This is a genomic window from Pseudoalteromonas sp. T1lg24 (genome assembly GCF_002964745.1).
In the GTDB taxonomy this organism is placed as follows: domain Bacteria; phylum Pseudomonadota; class Gammaproteobacteria; order Enterobacterales; family Alteromonadaceae; genus Pseudoalteromonas; species Pseudoalteromonas spongiae.
Map to the genome: position 1 here is coordinate 257,925 of NZ_PQCB01000018.1, position 16,940 is coordinate 274,864.

18 protein-coding genes are annotated in these 16,940 nt (G+C 41.7%); all 18 read right to left on the minus strand.

Annotation, left to right across the window (positions count from 1 at the left end):
- Nucleotides 1-8: 8 nt before the first annotated feature.
- The 18 genes from C2M30_RS12075 to C2M30_RS12160 all read right to left on the minus strand — a co-directional run bounded on the left by C2M30_RS12075 (nt 9) and on the right by C2M30_RS12160 (nt 16,778).
- Nucleotides 9-473, minus strand: a complete 465-nt coding sequence (locus C2M30_RS12075) for a regulatory protein RecX (protein ID WP_105171780.1) — start codon at nt 471-473, stop codon at nt 9-11.
- Nucleotides 473-1,288 (minus strand): BPSS1780 family membrane protein, encoded by an 816-nt coding sequence (locus tag C2M30_RS12080; protein ID WP_010559596.1) that lies wholly within the window; start codon nt 1,286-1,288, stop codon nt 473-475. The genes C2M30_RS12075 and C2M30_RS12080 overlap by 1 nt, the downstream gene beginning before the upstream one ends.
- Before the next feature lie 68 nt (nt 1,289-1,356).
- Entirely contained in the window at nt 1,357-1,965 is a 609-nt protein-coding gene (locus C2M30_RS12085) for a GTP cyclohydrolase II (protein ID WP_054981027.1), read from the minus strand.
- Between the two features lie 305 nt (nt 1,966-2,270).
- Complete coding sequence (locus tag C2M30_RS12090) at nt 2,271-3,218, minus strand: AgmX/PglI C-terminal domain-containing protein (RefSeq protein WP_105171781.1); 948 nt, start codon at nt 3,216-3,218, stop codon at nt 2,271-2,273.
- On the minus strand, nt 3,215-3,718 hold the full coding sequence (locus C2M30_RS12095; protein ID WP_105171782.1) for an ExbD/TolR family protein: 504 nt from the start codon (nt 3,716-3,718) through the stop codon (nt 3,215-3,217). Before C2M30_RS12095 ends, C2M30_RS12090 begins: the two co-directional genes overlap by 4 nt.
- On the minus strand, nt 3,715-4,143 hold the full coding sequence (locus tag C2M30_RS12100) for a biopolymer transporter ExbD (protein WP_234004720.1): 429 nt from the start codon (nt 4,141-4,143) through the stop codon (nt 3,715-3,717). Before C2M30_RS12100 ends, C2M30_RS12095 begins: the two co-directional genes overlap by 4 nt.
- Nucleotides 4,144-4,230: 87 nt before the next feature.
- Nucleotides 4,231-4,887: a MotA/TolQ/ExbB proton channel family protein gene (locus C2M30_RS12105; RefSeq protein ID WP_100913818.1), complete on the minus strand. Its 657-nt coding sequence runs from the start codon at nt 4,885-4,887 to the stop codon at nt 4,231-4,233.
- 25 nt (nt 4,888-4,912) lie between these two features.
- On the minus strand, nt 4,913-5,209 hold the full coding sequence (locus C2M30_RS12110; RefSeq protein WP_105171783.1) for a hypothetical protein: 297 nt from the start codon (nt 5,207-5,209) through the stop codon (nt 4,913-4,915).
- Entirely contained in the window at nt 5,202-5,900 is a 699-nt protein-coding gene (locus C2M30_RS12115) for a hypothetical protein (RefSeq protein ID WP_105171784.1), read from the minus strand. Before C2M30_RS12115 ends, C2M30_RS12110 begins: the two co-directional genes overlap by 8 nt.
- Nucleotides 5,887-8,685 carry a tetratricopeptide repeat protein gene (locus tag C2M30_RS12120; protein ID WP_105171785.1) on the minus strand — a complete coding sequence of 933 codons (2,799 nt, stop codon included), beginning with the start codon at nt 8,683-8,685 and terminating at the stop codon, nt 5,887-5,889. The genes C2M30_RS12115 and C2M30_RS12120 overlap by 14 nt, the downstream gene beginning before the upstream one ends.
- Nucleotides 8,682-10,481 carry a hypothetical protein gene (locus C2M30_RS12125; RefSeq protein WP_105171786.1) on the minus strand — a complete coding sequence of 600 codons (1,800 nt, stop codon included), beginning with the start codon at nt 10,479-10,481 and terminating at the stop codon, nt 8,682-8,684. Before C2M30_RS12125 ends, C2M30_RS12120 begins: the two co-directional genes overlap by 4 nt.
- A 3-nt stretch (nt 10,482-10,484) precedes the next feature.
- Complete coding sequence (locus C2M30_RS12130) at nt 10,485-11,003, minus strand: hypothetical protein (protein WP_010559586.1); 519 nt, start codon at nt 11,001-11,003, stop codon at nt 10,485-10,487.
- Nucleotides 11,004-11,015: 12 nt separating this feature from the next.
- Nucleotides 11,016-12,155 carry a DUF3570 domain-containing protein gene (locus C2M30_RS12135; protein WP_199775884.1) on the minus strand — a complete coding sequence of 380 codons (1,140 nt, stop codon included), beginning with the start codon at nt 12,153-12,155 and terminating at the stop codon, nt 11,016-11,018.
- Nucleotides 12,142-12,369, minus strand: a complete 228-nt coding sequence (locus C2M30_RS12140) for a DUF4266 domain-containing protein (RefSeq protein ID WP_105171787.1) — start codon at nt 12,367-12,369, stop codon at nt 12,142-12,144. Before C2M30_RS12140 ends, C2M30_RS12135 begins: the two co-directional genes overlap by 14 nt.
- Nucleotides 12,362-12,856 (minus strand): TlpA disulfide reductase family protein, encoded by a 495-nt coding sequence (locus C2M30_RS12145; protein WP_105171788.1) that lies wholly within the window; start codon nt 12,854-12,856, stop codon nt 12,362-12,364. The genes C2M30_RS12140 and C2M30_RS12145 overlap by 8 nt, the downstream gene beginning before the upstream one ends.
- Before the next feature lie 12 nt (nt 12,857-12,868).
- Nucleotides 12,869-13,516, minus strand: coding sequence for an outer membrane beta-barrel domain-containing protein (locus C2M30_RS12150; RefSeq protein ID WP_105171789.1), 648 nt, complete (start codon nt 13,514-13,516; stop codon nt 12,869-12,871).
- The gene (locus tag C2M30_RS12155) at nt 13,486-14,217 is read right to left on the minus strand and encodes an SH3 domain-containing protein (protein ID WP_105171790.1); all 732 of its coding nucleotides are present in this window, start codon (nt 14,215-14,217) and stop codon (nt 13,486-13,488) included. The genes C2M30_RS12150 and C2M30_RS12155 overlap by 31 nt, the downstream gene beginning before the upstream one ends.
- A complete protein-coding gene (locus C2M30_RS12160; RefSeq protein ID WP_105171791.1) occupies nt 14,217-16,778 on the minus strand; it encodes a PD40 domain-containing protein in 2,562 nt (853 codons plus the stop codon). The genes C2M30_RS12155 and C2M30_RS12160 overlap by 1 nt, the downstream gene beginning before the upstream one ends.
- Between the last annotated feature and the right edge of the window lie 162 nt (nt 16,779-16,940).

The window sequence follows — 16,940 nt, forward strand, 5'->3', positions numbered from 1 at the left end:
GCTACCTCTCATTCGTTTGACGGACTTGTTTGCATTGCAAATTCAATTTGTTCATGATTAAAACCTCGATAACTCATATAGCGAATGCGCTTCGCTTTTTCTTTAAAATCGAGGGAACTACTTGTATAAGCGAATTTCTTATTATATGCGGATTGGGCCTGCAGATACCAGTCTATTTCTAATTCTTCGACAATAGTTTGTACTAGGTCTGCATTAACCCCTTTTTGATACGCTTCATTTTTAATACGTATCAATCCTAAACCTTTATTTATCTGACGTCGTACAAAGCTTTCAGCGTAACGTACGTCATCAATAAAGCCATACTCTTCGCACCATGCAATTAGCTCTTCAATAAACCCTGTATCTTCACAACGGCTAGTTAATTTTTTGGCGATTTGTGCTTTGGAATACTCTTGTCGAGACAATAACCAAAGCACATAATTTTTTAATTTTGCTTGTTCTTTTTCGGTCATTAAGCATCAAATCTATCGTGATTATCACTCGGGGTGTCGTCACTGTTTTGCGGTGTTGTTTGCTCGACCATGGCTGACATAAACATCGCTTGAAAAGACACAAAAAATCCAGCGTAAAGAATAGGTAAAATGAATAACAGTGGAATAAACGACAAAAACGCTGCAAATAAGATAAGCCCTGTTGAAATTGCACCAAATACACCCAGTGCTGCCATATTGTGCCAAAACACTAATAGACTTGCTTTAATACACTCTAAAATGCTGTTGTTTTTAGAAAAGTAAACCAATGGAATGGTGAAAGCAAAACACATGGTATAGAGCGAATAAGCCGCAACCAAAACAATAATATTAGATATTTGAATGCTATCAATCACCTGCTGTGCGTGCAGTTGCACTAAATCAACATTCTGTGACTCTACTGCCTGTAAATAAGCATTAATTGGTTCGCTCAGGCCTTGGAACAGGGTAGTCGTTAAAAGGGCTAATATAAAACCACCAAACAGGTGATACAAACCTAAGCGAAACAGCATTAAACGGCGCCCTGCTTCGCTAAATACATCAAACAGGTCGGTAAACGCAATTTGCTTACCTTGCTGACGATTGAGCATGGCACGATAAAAGCCTGCAGTAAAAAATGGCATTGCAAGCGCGGCTGGTAATTGAAAAATAGGCGCCACCAAAGCAATTAACGACAACACACCAATAAACAAGTGCATTAAAATAAAGGTACCCGGCTGAGCTTTGAATAACTCCCACCCTGCTTTAAACCAATTTAGTCCTGCTTTCGCCTTAAAAATACGTATTTCTACTGCCATTTTATTTTCTTATAAATGAAAACGCTCCATAAAATGGAGCGTTAATAAATCAACACGATATGCCTATGCTACTTTTTTACTTGCGTTAAATCCAGCATATGTGAACCACGTGAAACTTTTGCTGCCAAATAGGCTTCGTTTCCATCTTTTACGTGTGCAGAAGTGCCTACTTGCTCTGCAACTTCAATACCCGCTTCTGTCAATTCTTTGATCTTGCGTGGATTGTTCGTCATCAATTTTACTTTATCTACACCCAACGCGGTGAGCATTAAGGCCGCATCTCTAAATTCACGTAAATCGTCGGCAAACCCTAAATGATTATTCGCTTCATAAGTATTCATACCTTGCGATTGCAGTACGTATGCATCAATTTTATTGTATAAACCAATACCACGACCTTCTTGGCGAAGGTATAAAATAATTCCGCCTTGTTGGTGCATAGTATGAATGCACTCTTCAAGTTGTTCGCCACAATCACAACGTGATGAATGAAACACATCACCGGTTAAACATTCTGAGTGCATACGCACTAACGGGTTTTGTTCTTTATCCGCATTGTTAAAAATTAAAGCAACATGCTCTTCACCATCTAGCAAACCATGAAATGAGACGATTTCTGCAGGGATGTTACTTTCTTTGCCAACTTTGAGCTGGACTCTTGCTCTTACTTCAGCCACGACATTTCCAACGAATAGTTTGTAATATTGTAACACTAGGCATTTAGCCGCACTAGCGTGTACGTTTATATTTGTGCATTTTTCACATTTTCAACTGTGGAATTTCAAACACAAAAAGGCCTTTACTTATTTTAGCAAAGACCGAAACAGCCCCTAATATAAGTAATAGACCGTCAGTTGGTTCACTTTATTGTAAGAAAAATATAAATAGGTAGGCAGATAACATAAAACGCATTGCTCTTTACACTATTTTTAAAGAGCAACACGCTAGATTTTACAAAGACTTAAGTTTGAAACTTAATGCGTTAGAATGGTAAGAAATTAAACGAATAATTGAGTTTAGTTTCAGACACCAACTCAGAGCCAAAATTGATCATACGAATACGATTTACCAGTTTTCGCTCTAGTTCCGCATCGTTCAAGTCACTAGATAAGATTTGGCAATCCTTAACTTGGCCATTTCCAGCAACCACAATCTCAACCGTTACCTTACCCTGTAAACTTGGGTTTTTACGTAAAGCACGGCGATAAAGGGTGTAAAAGGCCCCTTGGTTTTTATCAAGTACTGCACGAATGGCTTCGACTTTACGCTGCTCTAACGCTTCTTCACTAATGCTTTCACTGGCGGTTACATCACTTTGATAACCCCCTGTTTCAGCCACGACTTCATCTCCTAACGCCACCAGCGATTTATCGGCGAGCGCTTGCACATTCGCTTTTGCTTGCTGTTCATCGGCAATATTAAGTGGTTGTGTGGCATTCGCTTTTACGCTTACGTCTTCACTTTTAACCGTTTTGCGCTTTGCTTGAGCGTTCGTTACCGGTTGCGTTGATGGCGTCAATTTAAAATCATCACGCAGCGCGGCTAAATCATCTGCTAATGCAACAAGCCCTGCACGGCTGGCTTCTTCCTTTGCTTTTTCAAGCGCCCGTTTGGTCGGCGTTTTAGGCTTAACTTCAGCTTTTACTTCTGGCTTTACCTCTTTCACCGGCTCAGGCTGTTGCTCGATGGGCTTAATTTCAGGCTTTGGTTTTTCAGGCTTAGGCTCAACTTTAACGCGCTCAATCACCCGGGTTAAACTAGGCGGTATTTTGGCTTTTTGTGCTTTAGTTAACTCAGGTAGTTCGGTAATTTTAACAATCACCGCAAACACTAATGTGCAAACCAAAAAGCCGTACGTTAAGCGGGTAAATAAGCGATTGTCTGAGTTGTTATAAAGCTCAAAATGGGTATTCACTGTGGCGCTTGTCATAATTGTTCACCACCGCTTTTTTCTGCAACTTGCTCTACTGCCAAAGATAAATCACCAAACCCTGCTTGCTGGCAGGTGTGCATAATTTTCTTTAAACGGTGATAGGCAATTTTGCCGTCAGCCATAATGGTTAGCGGGCGCATATTATCAACCGCTTCGATTGATTCAGCATGCACTTTAAGCGCATTTTCAAGTGGCGAAAATACCTCTTCGCTGGCGTTATCTAAATCATTTAAGTCAGCAATCAATTGTCCTTGCAAGATAAGCGCTTTGTTACTCACCATCAATACCAAGGTTTCTTCTGCGAGCGCTTGTTTTGATGCTTTAGGTAAATCAATATTTTTATTTGCATCAAGCACTTGCACCGTTGATGAATTAACGATTAAGAAAAATACTAAAATCGTAAAAATATCCATCAAAGAGACTAAGCTCAACTTAGCTTGCTGATTTGCTCTGCGATGATGGCGCTCCATACGAAGTGCTCTTACTGATTTTTTCATAACGCCTCCACCAACGCATCACCTAAGGCGATATCTGGAAACAACTCAGCATCAACCACCGACGCAACAACAACGGCTTGATAACTACGAACCGTTTCCATCGTTGTAATCAAGGTTTGGTAATCAACGTCTTCGGCAATTAACAAAGTGATGTCTTTTTTATCTACCCCTTTATCAAGCAATAGATTTTTTACGTCTTTAAGCGCGAGCTGAACTTGATCAAATGGATACGTTTCATCTTGCTTGGCAAACTGTTTAAGCGGTGCACCAGCTGGGTAGTAAATTGTGATTGCATCATTAGTTACTTCAAGTTGCAGTTCTTTTTCTTTGAGCTGCTCAGCACTTTGATTTGCTAATAATGGTGGCAATTTTAACTGCATCACGGTGATGTGCGAAAACACCATCATCATCAGCAACACAGGCACAAGCAAATCATCAAACTCATAAATGACGTAATATCCAGCTCAGCATCTTGCCTATTTGGCAACTTGCGGCGAAACATAGTCGTCCCCTTAATCTGTTTGACGTGTTTTTTGCGAAACGAGATTTTGCTTGGTTAATAAATTAAGACACTTTACGCCTGCCATTTCCAAGCCATCAATAATTTCGGTTGTTTTTGTTTGTAATACTGAGTGACAAAGTAGCAGTGGAATTGCAGCAATTAGACCAAACGCTGTGGTGTTCATTGCAACTGAGATACTTGCCGAAAGCAATGACGCTTTCTCTGCAGGGTCAGCATCAGCAACCGCCGAAAAGGCCGCAATCAAGCCGATAATCGTGCCTAATAAACCTAGCAAGGTGGCAATATTGGCAAGCGTAGCTAAATAAGCCGTGCGCTTTTCAAGGCGCGGCATTAATTCAAGTACTTGCTCTTCCATCGCATATTCAATTTCTTCACGGCGCTGTGTATGTTCAATACGCTCAAGGCCTGAACTAATAATTTTTGCCACGCCTGCATTACTCTTTTGATTAAGCACTTGCTTATAATCGCCTTTTGCTAACTGAGGCATGAGCTGCTTAAAGGCTTTTTGATTAGCTAATTTAGCACCCGTCAGCACAAAAAAGCGCTCTAGGGCAATCGCCAGTCCAATCGCTAACACGATTGCAATCGGCAACATAAAGCTACCACCATCTTGAAAAAATCTGACAACAGTATCGAAACTTTCCATTTTAAACTCCAAATGTAACCGTTAATTATTGGTTATTGTTTTTATTTTGTGATGTATGAAACGCAATCTGACGCTGTAACTTTGCTGGGTCGATTGCGGTAATTTTATGACGCGGCCTAATCGTTAATTTTGGCTTGGGTAGTGTCACTCGTGACAAGTCTTGCCACGGTAAAATTGACATAAACTTCGGCTCTTCTTGTGAGCCCGAGATGGTTGTTTGTAATTCAATTTTTTTACTTTGAGTGGATTGCTCTTTTGGTGTTTCTTTTGCCACCGAATGCACAGCAAAAAAGAGCAATAAAACACTTAAGTATCTAGCCATTTTCGTTTACTCCGCGTTGTTTAAGTTGGTGCTCTAAATCCACAAGCCATGTCGCAACTTGACGGTAGCTTTGAGACTCTTCAGGAACAAGCATTAAGTATGTGTTATATACCGCTACCGCTTGTTCCTTTTGATCTAAGTAAAGGTCTAGCAAAATGCCTTTATTGATATAACTTGCTGCAAATCCCGGCCAACTTGCGATTGCCGAATCATAAAGCGCAAGCGCCTCACTGAATTCGCCCTGTTCGCGTTTCAGTAACGCCAGTTCATTTGCCGCGTAGTAGTTATATTTATTAGCGTTTACCGCTGCTTCTAAATAGTCTAAATACAGGGTGCTTTGCTCTGCTTGTTTTGCCAAGTACGCTAATTGCAAATACGCGCCAGACAGATTTGGATATTGCAACGTAAGGTTCGTGAAATGCTGCTTCGCTAGCGCTAATTTACCCTCTTTTTTGTAGGTAAGCGCTTTTTCGAACGCGGCTTTTGCATCATCCGATGCGCTTGTTTGCAGGTAATAGTTAGGCGCTTGCAGTAACTTTTCTTTCTCGCTTAAGGGTACCTGCACTTCGTTTGTTTCGGCAGTTTGTTCTGCTTGTTTAATAGTTCCAGGGGCTGTTTGACACGCAGCTAACGAAAACAGCAAGACCAACAAGCCACAACGCTTAGTAGAACAAAGCTTAATAAATTGCATGATTTTCTCCGGGCTCAACTTCCTTTTTCGCAAAGCGCGCGGGCATTAGCTTTGCTAACGCAGTGAGCGTTTTTTTGATCCATTCGTCATAAAGACCTGAATGCAGTAATTGATTATTGCGTGCGTACAGCTCTATTGCTTGGTCTTCAAAGGGTATCGCCTGCTCTTCAAGTAACAACTCGTACTGTTCTAACGCAAGATCTTTAAGCTGCTTTGGCCTTTCTGACGACATAATATCTTGCGCCATCAGGTGGTAGATTTGTGCAATCTTAAAATTCGCCTGCGTGGAGTACTGGCTAAGTGCGTAATCTGCCAACTGTTGATAACGCTCAAGCACCACAGCCATATGTTTACGCTTGCGCGCTAAACTTGTTTTTAGCGGTACGGTTAATTTACTTTTTTGGTAAACATAAAACGCATCGTTGGCAAAGACCTCAGTTGCTTTAGCAGCCTCGGTTTTAGCCCAAGTGAGCTCACTCTCAGGGGCAACTTTATAAGCGGCGATAATTTTGTTTAACCAGAAGCGACGTTCACTGGCTTTATTTTGTTTTTGATAAATATTTGCCAGTTCCACTTTTGCCTGCAGGTTTTGTGCAAATGGTGTTGGGTAACTGTGAGCGTATGTACGAAACTGCAGACGCGCATTTTCAATATCGCCCATATTGCGATAATGCTCAGCGCTTTGATAGAGCGAAATACGACGCGTATTTTCATCACTGTGGCTCGTCGCAAGATAAGCATACTGCGCAGCAAGCTTATCGCCTTGCTGTGTATTTTTATAAATCGCTATTTTTTGCGTTTGCAACGACTCAATATTTTTTGACGTTGGATAACGCGTAATAAAATCGTCGACCCACTTGCTCGCTTGACTAAATAACTGCAACGATATGAGGTATTGCGTTAAATTATATTGTACTTGCTCACGATACAATGTGGATGGCAACAAGGTTAACAGCGCAATGTATTTATCTGCTGCGAGCTGCGGATTGGTTGCTGCCACAGCTTCAGCCTGCTTAATCATACTTTGCGCAAGATTTTCGCGCACTAAAGATGCTTGCTCTGATGACTTTGCTAACAACTGCTTGTAAGCACTCTCGGCACTAGCATAATCTTGTAAATTGTAATGGCTGTGTGCCGCAAGCAGCTGCGCTTGATACATTTCAGATTCAGATAAACTAAACTGTTCAACGTGCGCAAACTTTGTTAGCAAAACATCATACATTTGACGTTCAAACAATAAATTAAACGCTTGTAATACAACAGTACTTGCCGATTTGTGCGTGCTAAACGTGGTTGCAAACTTAAGCCAGTTATCAACGACTTCAACTACAAATTCATGTTGCGTTTCGTCACCGCGTTGTGATCTTTGTTTATTAGCAAGCTGTGTTTTGTAAATTGATACAACGGCAAATCCTGCATCACTTTGGTATTTGTTCGGCTCGGTTGAATAGGCAATTGTTTGGTACTCAGATAACGCTTTTTGCCATTGCTGACTTTGATACAAACTCTCAGCTAACAAGTAATGGCTGTCGATATCGCCTTGTTGCTTTAGTTGTAAGGTGTCGAGATAACGCTGATAACCTATAGCGGCTGCGCTAAACGCCGTAATCGCGTTTTCATTTTTCTGAGCAAGTTGTTGCCCTTGATAATAACTGCGATCTGCGTATTTCTTTTCAAGAGTCTTTAACGCAAGATAATGAGCATCTGTTGGCTCAGTAGCTAAATAGGTGCTGCCAACACCAAATTCGCGAATAAATTGCTGCTCATAATCCGTTAGTAATGATTTAAAGTTCGCTTTTTTAAACACCGACATTTGCGCCAAGGCAAAATCTACTTTGTGGTTTGGCTCTGGCGATGTGGTAATAAAGCTCTGATAGGTTTTGGCCGCATCAAGGTAGCGTTTTTGCTCGATATAGTAATTTGCCAGCGAGTCAAAATTCATAAAGCTAAATGCTTGCCAACCATACTGCTGATAATGAGAAACCGGATCTTGTTCAAAATCACTATATGAGAAAATCACACTCATAATACGCAATGTATCCGCTACTAAATAACGGTCGCTATTATTAAGCTGTTCGATATTTATTACCGTCTTACCATCTTGCTCAAGGGCAAGACTAAGTACTTGCGTAAAGCTATTAAGCGATGCTTGATAGTTAAACAATTTAAAATCTGACCACGCCAGCATATAGCGCGATGTACTGACAAGTGGCGAGTCGGGATAACGTTCAACCAGCGTTAGATAACGGTTTTTCGCTTGCTCATACTGCTTTTGGTTAAACATGTATTCGCCTTGGCGGAAAATCAGCTCTTCATTATGGGCAAAGTCAGGATAGTCGCGGATCAGTTCGCTCGTCACATCAAATGCCGCTTGCTGATCCCCTTTTAAGAAATACGCTTTGGCTAATTGATAAAGTACCTCATCTCGCCCCTCTAGTGCTTCAGAGTTTGCCAACAACGCCAAATACTGATTAACCGTATTATCAAAGTAACCAGAATCTTGCGTTACACCTTGTTCTTGCGCGAGTTGCTGTTGTTCTAAGCTTAACTGGGCTAAGCGGCTATTCGCTTGTTGTCGTGCACTTGCTTTAGGTGCAAGCGCGACAATTTCTTGATATGCAGCAGCAAGTTGCTCAGGTGTAGGTGCAGCTTCTATAACCGTGGTTTGTGGTAACTCTGTCGCTAAGTCGAGTTCTCCCAAAGTGTTACGTTTAGCCGGTTCTGGCTGCGTTAAAAAGCACGCAGTCAAACTCAATGACAATACACTCACAGTTAAGCGCTTCATAATGCGTCACCTTTGCTACTATCTGCCTGCATTGCCAGTGCTTCAAGCGCGATACTACGCATCACTTTTAACTTAAATTGGTCATCTGCTAAAAACTGTGATGATGCCTTTAAGTCGTCCAACAGTAGCTGTTGAATTTCAGCGACTTGCTTATTAATCAGGGTATTTACACTTTGTTGGTTTAATGCCAATTGTTGCTGCGTTTTTGCCAACCGTTCATTAAGGGCATTAAAATCCCGTTGCGATTCAATTAACGCTTGGCTGTTATTATATTGCGACTGTGCTTTATCTAGCATAAATTGCGCTTGTGCAAGTTGCTGCTTATGCGCTTGGTAGCGCTCGTCAAATTGATAATCTTGCTGCCATACTAAAATACCTTTTAAGCGTTCTAAGCGCGCTTGTTGCGATGCAGTATTGCGAGACGATTTTAGTGAGTCAATTTTATGTTGGGCTGATAAAATACGCTTTTGCGCTTGTTGTTCTGTTTTATTTAATAAGCCACTGCGAGTATTTTTAGCCTTATTTAATGATGCTTGTAACACATGCAACTGCTGCTGTTGCTGGCGCAAATCAGATAAGTAGTTTGGTAAATTAGTAGCTTGGATAATGCGATTTTGACGGGCTGCCTTTTCTTGCAATAGCGCAGCATAATTAGTGAGCTGACGCTGTTGCACATTAAATTGCGAAGCTAATTCTGTTAACTCAAAAAGCGCATGGCGTTTTGCATCAAAATCATCACTTAATAATCCAACATGGAGTATATCCATGTAACCTTTAAGCGCAGTGTCATTTTGTAATGTATCGCGCAGCCATGCCGTATTATTGACCTGTTTATTCACCGTATCTATGCGCGTATTAAAGGCGACAAATTGCTGCTCTGCGGCATCTATTACATCAACAGCGAGTGCAAAACGTTCAGTACTAACAAACACATGTGCTTTAGCGGTTAATGCCTGGTGTTTCGCAAACACATCTCCGCTTGTTGATTCAATAATAACATTCAGTGCCGCCAAGGCTTTGGCGTATTGCTGCTGCATTAATAGGCTCGCAGCTAATCCGTATAAAGCTTCGTTAAACCAAAGCGACTGCTGTGATACTTGCGAAAATGCCTGTTCGGCATGCGTTGCTTGGTCATTTTCTAAAGCGGCATAACCTAAAGCGAGAAAGCTTCTATCAAGTAATGCATGCTGTTCTTGGTCTAATTCTGGCAATGTTAATAAAGCCAGCGCCGCATCTTGATTGCTTGGTGAACCAACCAGTATGTTATGGGCAAGGTATTGATGTAATTGGCTTTCAACTGGCAGTTGCGATAACGCAGTATTTGCCTGTGTAGGGTTACTAAGTGCTAAGCCAAGTCGCCCTTGTAAATAGTAAAAGGTGTTATGCCACGCTATGTCTTTTGATGGGGGCGTAATTTCTGATAGCGTTTGCTGTGCAAGCTTCGCGTCGTTATTTGCAAAATAAACCCGCGCTAACTGCAATTTAGCGTAATTCAATAAGTCTTGATCTTGCTCACTCAGTAATGCATTAAAGTCACGTGCTGCCGTCATATGCAAACCATATGAAAATGCAGCGCCGGCTTTTACAACTCGAGCATCAACACCTTGATGGTCAATGCCTCCTTTCGCATCTGCAATCGCAAATTCGGTGAGTGCTTGCTGGTAGTTTTGCTGGTAAAGCTGATACAAAGCAACACCATAATTCTCGTCACTTACAGCTGCTTGTTGCGTGGAATTGGGTTCAGCATTCGCATTGACGGCTAGCGCGAGCAATGTGGTAACAACCAAGGTTCTCATGACTTACTCAATTTCTCGAATAGTGAAATCTGCTTGCTCTTTCGCGCTATTTGCACTGATCACCAGCTCAATTGCTTTTGCCTCATCATCTTTATTAAAGGTTAACGTAGCTGCACGTTTAATATCGCGACCTTGCGGCCCTTTACCAATAACATAAGCAGTAAGTTGGTGCTCACCTTGTTTCACATTACCTTGGTACAAACGATGTACCCCACCTTTAGCAAGCGCATTAACTTGCTTTTCGGTATATAGATAATGAGTCGCTAACTCGTCATCAACCATGAGTTTAATTGAGTCAATGGTGAACAATTCACTGGCATCCATCGCGACATAGAATGCAATTTGCGTCGCCGGTGGATAAAGTAAATCTTCTTCTAAAATAAATAGGTCTCGATTGAGCGCAATTGCTTGCTGTTTTAAGTTTTCAATTTGCTCGCTAAGTGGCTTATTATCAACGCTGTACACATTAAGGCTAAGCACAGTGCACAACATAATTAAGGTGTTTTTTAGCATGGTTTTCATTGTTACTTTTCCCTAGTACCAAAGCGACACATAAGCTCTTAGCACATTTGCTGAGAAACTATAAAAATCTTCTTGCCCCGGATTATCCGTTTGTAGCACGTTTCTAAAATCGTCATAGTCAAAACGAATATGATCCCAAGCAAAGTTTACGCTGGCACTTTTTATCAAGCTGGAACGATCAAAAGTATGTAAATAACGTGCTTTGAGCCCAATGGTTAAATCATTGAAAGAACTCATTTCTTTATCACGTGCCATAAAATTAAACTGATCTTTTCTATCAAACATATCTCGATAAAAGTCGGCTTTGCTTTGCGTGTAATGGCGCACATGAAAATCAATTAACCAATTATCATATAACGCCTGACTGTAACCGAGCTTATAGTTACTGGCAGCTATGCCCCAAGTATCACTAAAATAACGAACTTCACCGTATAGTGCGGCGTTGATTGGCAAAAAATAGCGGGTTCTGAGCGCTGCAGCATTGCTGGTGCGAGTTTCAGGGTAAATTTCGGTAGCGTAGCTGTAGCCAAGTGCGGCGGTGTCATCACGATAGCGGTAAGAGCGGTACGGGTTATTTAAATAGCCCTGTTCGGTAATCGCCTCAATATTGAAATCAAAGGTCCAGTTTTTGCTCACCACTTGCGACCAAGACAATGCATAGTTAGCGCGCTTCACTTCTTCACTAAAAAGCGCATTACCGTTTTGCATTACAATATCGTCGCCTTGGGCATAGCTCAAACTAAGCACCGATAAATCACCAAAAAAGCTCTGACTAACAGCCAGTTTGTAGCTTTTTGCGTCGTAATCATTTTCTTGCGATTGGCTGTAACCAAGTGAGAACAACGTTTTTTCATTTAGAAAATCGACGCCTACAGATTGCTCGTCACGTTCCTCTTTATAAGGGCTGGCCGTTGCCAATACATCAATCGATGCCGAACTTACCGAGTCCACATAATAATTAGCCGAAACCGATACCGCTTTGGAGACTTTTTTACGAATTAAAATCGACGGACCGTCAATGCTCATGCCGCCACCATCATAACTGTGGTACATCGCATCAACACGATCTTCCGGTAATACCGCCGCCCAAATACTTAAACTCACGAACATAAAGCTCGCAACAAGGTATTTAAATAGATTAGTTACAGCCACAGCCACCACCTGATGTGCCTTCTGCACCCTTTGCGCCTTCCCGTGCTTGATAAACATGGTGAATGTAACCCGATTCAACTGCATCGAGCTGCCACTGCATAACAGGTTGTGCAAGGTTTTCACGCTCATACGGTTTTACCCACGGCTCAAGGCCATCTGTTGCAGCACAGCCGGTTAGCAATAAAGTAAAACAAATCGCAATTAATTTATTCACGGATCAATGCCTTAACCATTTTCTTATAGAGTTTTTCATCGCCAGCCTGATAGCCATAATGGACGTAGCGTAAGTTACTATTGCGGTCAATCACAACCGTTGTTGGCATGGCTTCTACATCGTAAAGCTTGCTAACGGTATTTTGCTCATCAAGCAAAATTGGAAAGGAGACGTTAAGCTCATTAATAAACTCTTTTGCCTTTTGGTTTTGCTGTTCCACATTAACGCCAAGCACGGTAAAGCCTAAATCGCTGTATTTAGCGTGTAACTCGTCAAGTAATGGCATTTCTTTACGGCACGGCCCGCACCAGCTCGCCCAAAAGTTAATCAGTACAACCTGACCACTTAGCTCTTTTAAGCGCACGTTTTCACCGCTTAACGCCTTTAATGTAAAGTCGGGCGCACTTTTATTGAGCTCTGCCGATATTGCATTGCCCGAAAACATGCTGGTTAGAAATAATGTGATGATAGTTATTATTTTTTTCATTAAACAAATACCTTAAAAATAAACGCTTAAGCCAAGCGTAAATGCGAGGTTATGAACAGTTTCAGGATCACCTAAAATGTCACTTTCAAATACGTAGTCGGTCATATCGATTTGCACCGTGACAAAATCGTTCAGCAACACGCGGTAACCCGCACCAATAGATACCGTGAAACGGTCGTCACCACCAAATTCGGTGATGCCTGCGCCTAACGTAAAATAGTAAGCACTATTAAGCGTGAGATTCTGTGATATAAAGGTTTCGCCCTTAAGGTTATAACCGATACCTAAATCTAGTAACTGATAATCGCGCTCTTCATCTGTCAATAATTTTGCGCCACCGCTAAGCTTTTCGTAGCTTGTTTCTCCGGCAGTTGCTGCGCCGTATTTAAAATAGCTAAAAAAGTCTTCATTGATGTGATACGCCAACTTTGCACCCACCAGCGAAGTCGATGAAAAGTCAGCAATTGAGATAACGCCACCATAAACACCAAATTCAAAATCATCGCTATCTATCTGCGCTTCTTCTATATCGGTACGTGCTATTTGCGGGTCAACAACTGGGCTTACTTGTTGCTCATTATTTGCGTTACTTGGCGCTGAAAAAGTCAATGCTAAGGTTGCTAACGCAGTTAGAAAAATACCGTGATACCTAATTTCCACAACTCTAAATCCTCTGTAACATCACGCTCGGTAAGTGCGCTAAAACGTTTGTATTCTGCTTTAAAGACAAAACGACTGGTAATATATGTGTTTAAGCCCACAGTGGCGCTTAATAAGTCTGACTGTCTCGTTTCATCGCCACCACCAATAATCGGTGTTTTTGGCGTTGTCCAAACCTGACCTGCACCAATACCTAAATAAGGTGAAAAGCGCCAATGGGGAAATGGGTGATGGAAAACCGATAAGTCAACTAGTTGATTTTTTGCCACTGAACCAAGTGCATAGCTGTACTCTAATTGACTCGATAAATGACGCGTAAAACGCCAACTCGCATTAACTGACTGGCTGTTTACACTTTCCAACTGGCCAAGACCAATACCAAAGCTAAATGTCTGGTTTTCAAATGCATCAAGCGTTGCGTCTGTCACTAAAAAAGGTTTACCGTCTAATGTTAAGGTTTCAACCAATTCTTGTTGTTTTGCCCAGCCTTGTTGCCCATTTTCTAGGGAAATTAAATACCAAGATGTATGGCGCTTAATAACCGTAATGGTTTCGTTTTTTTCTGCGACATAAATAATCGGGTAACCGCGCCCTGCGCCGCTGTGAATATTTAAAAACGGTTCTTTTACTGCTAGTTTTAGTGATTGCGCAGCCGTTTCAAAACTAAACAGTAATGCCAATAGTAAGAGCCACTTCGTCATTACTCTTCCTCACTGTAAAATGGGCTGTTGGCGTATTGCGCACCGATGTCGAGCCACTGCCAAAGCAGCGACTTTTCCGCCTCTGATAAATAGTTTGCATGACTGCCTGCTGTGGCGAACAACGTATTAAAGCGCGTATTTGCAGCGGCGCCAGCCACACTCAATGCAGGGCGAATAGTTACTGTAACCTGCTCAATAATCGGGTTACCGTCTTCATCTAAAATTAAATTACCGTCTTCATCGACTAAATAAACCGGATTACCATTTTCATCGAGCCTGTCGACTAATTTATCAATCAAAATACCATCAACCAATTCTTGTTCGTTGTCGTTAAAAAACAGTTCACGGTAGGCTATCGCGTGTTGGTTATTCTCATTTGAAGGCGACAAGCTTAAATCTAACTGTGCTGCAGGTATTTGCGCATCGCCATTTTCATCGCTTGTAATATGGCAATTTAGACAGCGGAAATTTGCCACTTCATCGCCATTTGCATCGAGTTGAGGTCGTGATAATGCAAATAGTGGCGCAATATGCTCGGGAAAATGAATCGATAAGCGGCATAGGTTTGTCCAATTTTGTGCACACGCATCAGTAAGTGGTGATGCCGTTTCAAGGCTTACCAAGCTACCTGTTAAATCAGCCTCTGCGGCAATACCTTCACGCCAAACATCTGGGAAAATTGGCTCGGGGCTCAGCGTAGGTAAGCCAACAACACGGGCAAAACTTTGCGCCATAGTTTCACCAATTTGTGCGTTAATATCACCAAAACTCCCAACCCAGCTGGTAGAAGCTGCGCCTAAATTAACACTGTTTTGCTGTGCAACCTTACCATGTGGCAATTCATTGGTACTTTGGTGGCACCCATTACACGTGCGCGTTTCGCCGGCTTTAAGTTGCAGCCAACTCTCGTGACGACCACTAATACGCTGACCATCACGATTTAATAATTCAAGGGAAAACGGCACATCGGCTGGCACTTTGACATAGACAGAACCATCTGGGGCAACTGGCGCGTAACCCAAAATATCACGCATTGATTGACCACTACTTCGACCAAACAACGCGGTAGAAAAGTTATATTCATTTCTATTTGGAATAGACACTGGCTTTATTACACGTATCGCATAAACGCGCTCAGCATTAACGCTCGGAACTGAAATGGCTGTAATATTTGGGTTTGCAGTATCTTCGCCGGAAAAATCGTAGACACTGCGAATATGAATGCTACCCATTTGTTCGTTTTGCAAACTTAAATCCGAAGGGTATTCAGTCTCAAGTGGGGCGTTTTTCGATTCAAGTACCACTACCTCTTCGATTAATTTATTTTGTTCAGCTAACACTACAGGTTTTTGTGTTTTAGTGGTTTCATCGTAAATCCACAAGCCAAATAAATCAGGAGCGGCTTGCGTGTTTTCATCGTTTAACAGGGCCTCAGTGCAGGGAATTACATTATCACTATTATTTGGGTCGATAACCTGACACTGACTCCACACCACAAGACTGCGTTGGGATTCATCAAAAATAGGGGTAAACCAGTGGTACTTACCGGTAAGTGCCAGTTCACCCTCGGGCGGACTTACTGCGAATAATGACGAGTTAAACGCGGACTGCTGAGTTTCACTACCATCATGAAAACGTCCACTATCCATATATTGTTCGCTATCGAGATAGTAGAAATCTGTGCTTGGTAATTCACTGTCACCAGCTCGCAAACCAATCACTAGTTGCCCATTAGGTGCTTGCTGTAAATTTGCTATTGCCAATTCATTTGGATAATCAGAGTGGGCGCCAAATACCAGCTCTAACTGCTTACCATCTGAATCTATTTGATAAATATGTAAGCCACGATTGCGGCCCCGATGTTCATACCTTACAAACGCAATTTTACCACTTTGTAATACGTGTGGATAAAGGTCGTGACCTTGGCTATACGATATTTGCTTAATATCACTACCATCTTGTTCCATAACATGCAGTGTGAGTGCTTTTTCACGAAAGTTGTCGCTTAGTGCCTGATATTGAGGCTTGCCTTCATCAAGCAGGCGGGCTTTGTTGCCTTGCTGTCGGTTAGAGCTAAATAAAATACGACCATCTGGCAGGAAAACGGGGAATAAGTCATCGCCTTCTTCTGCAATCAATTCATCGCTAATTAGTTTCGTCGCCTTGTCGCTTACTACGTCATAAAGCCAAATATTCCACTTCGGCTGCATATCATCAGAGGCATCTTCAAGCTCTGGCGCACGTAAACTAAACACTAATTTATTGCCATCGGCTGATGCCGACACGTGTTTAATATCAATGGGCTGTTCGAACAATGTGCTAGAAATATTTACTAACGGCGCATCAACACCCGCAAGTTTTTTTAAATAAAGCGCAGCTCCGGGGTTAAAAAGTGTTGGATCAGCTAACGAAAAACTAACAGCTTCATTGCTATCACGAATAACAAATGCGAGGGGAATTTCTTCGGCGATTGGATCTTGTACTTGTGGTTGCTGCTCAACAACGTCACTGCCGCATCCTGTTAGCAATAACAGTACAAATAATTTTAGCAGCTTACTCACTTCCCTATCCCTATAAAAACAAAACCCTAAAGCGCCACTAAACAAACCATTATTTAGTATTATTTTAGAATGAAAATTTAGCAATATAATATTATTGCACGCAAAGATATTTTTACAATAACTTTTCTTTACCGTTTATGCATTAACAATGTTAACATGCGT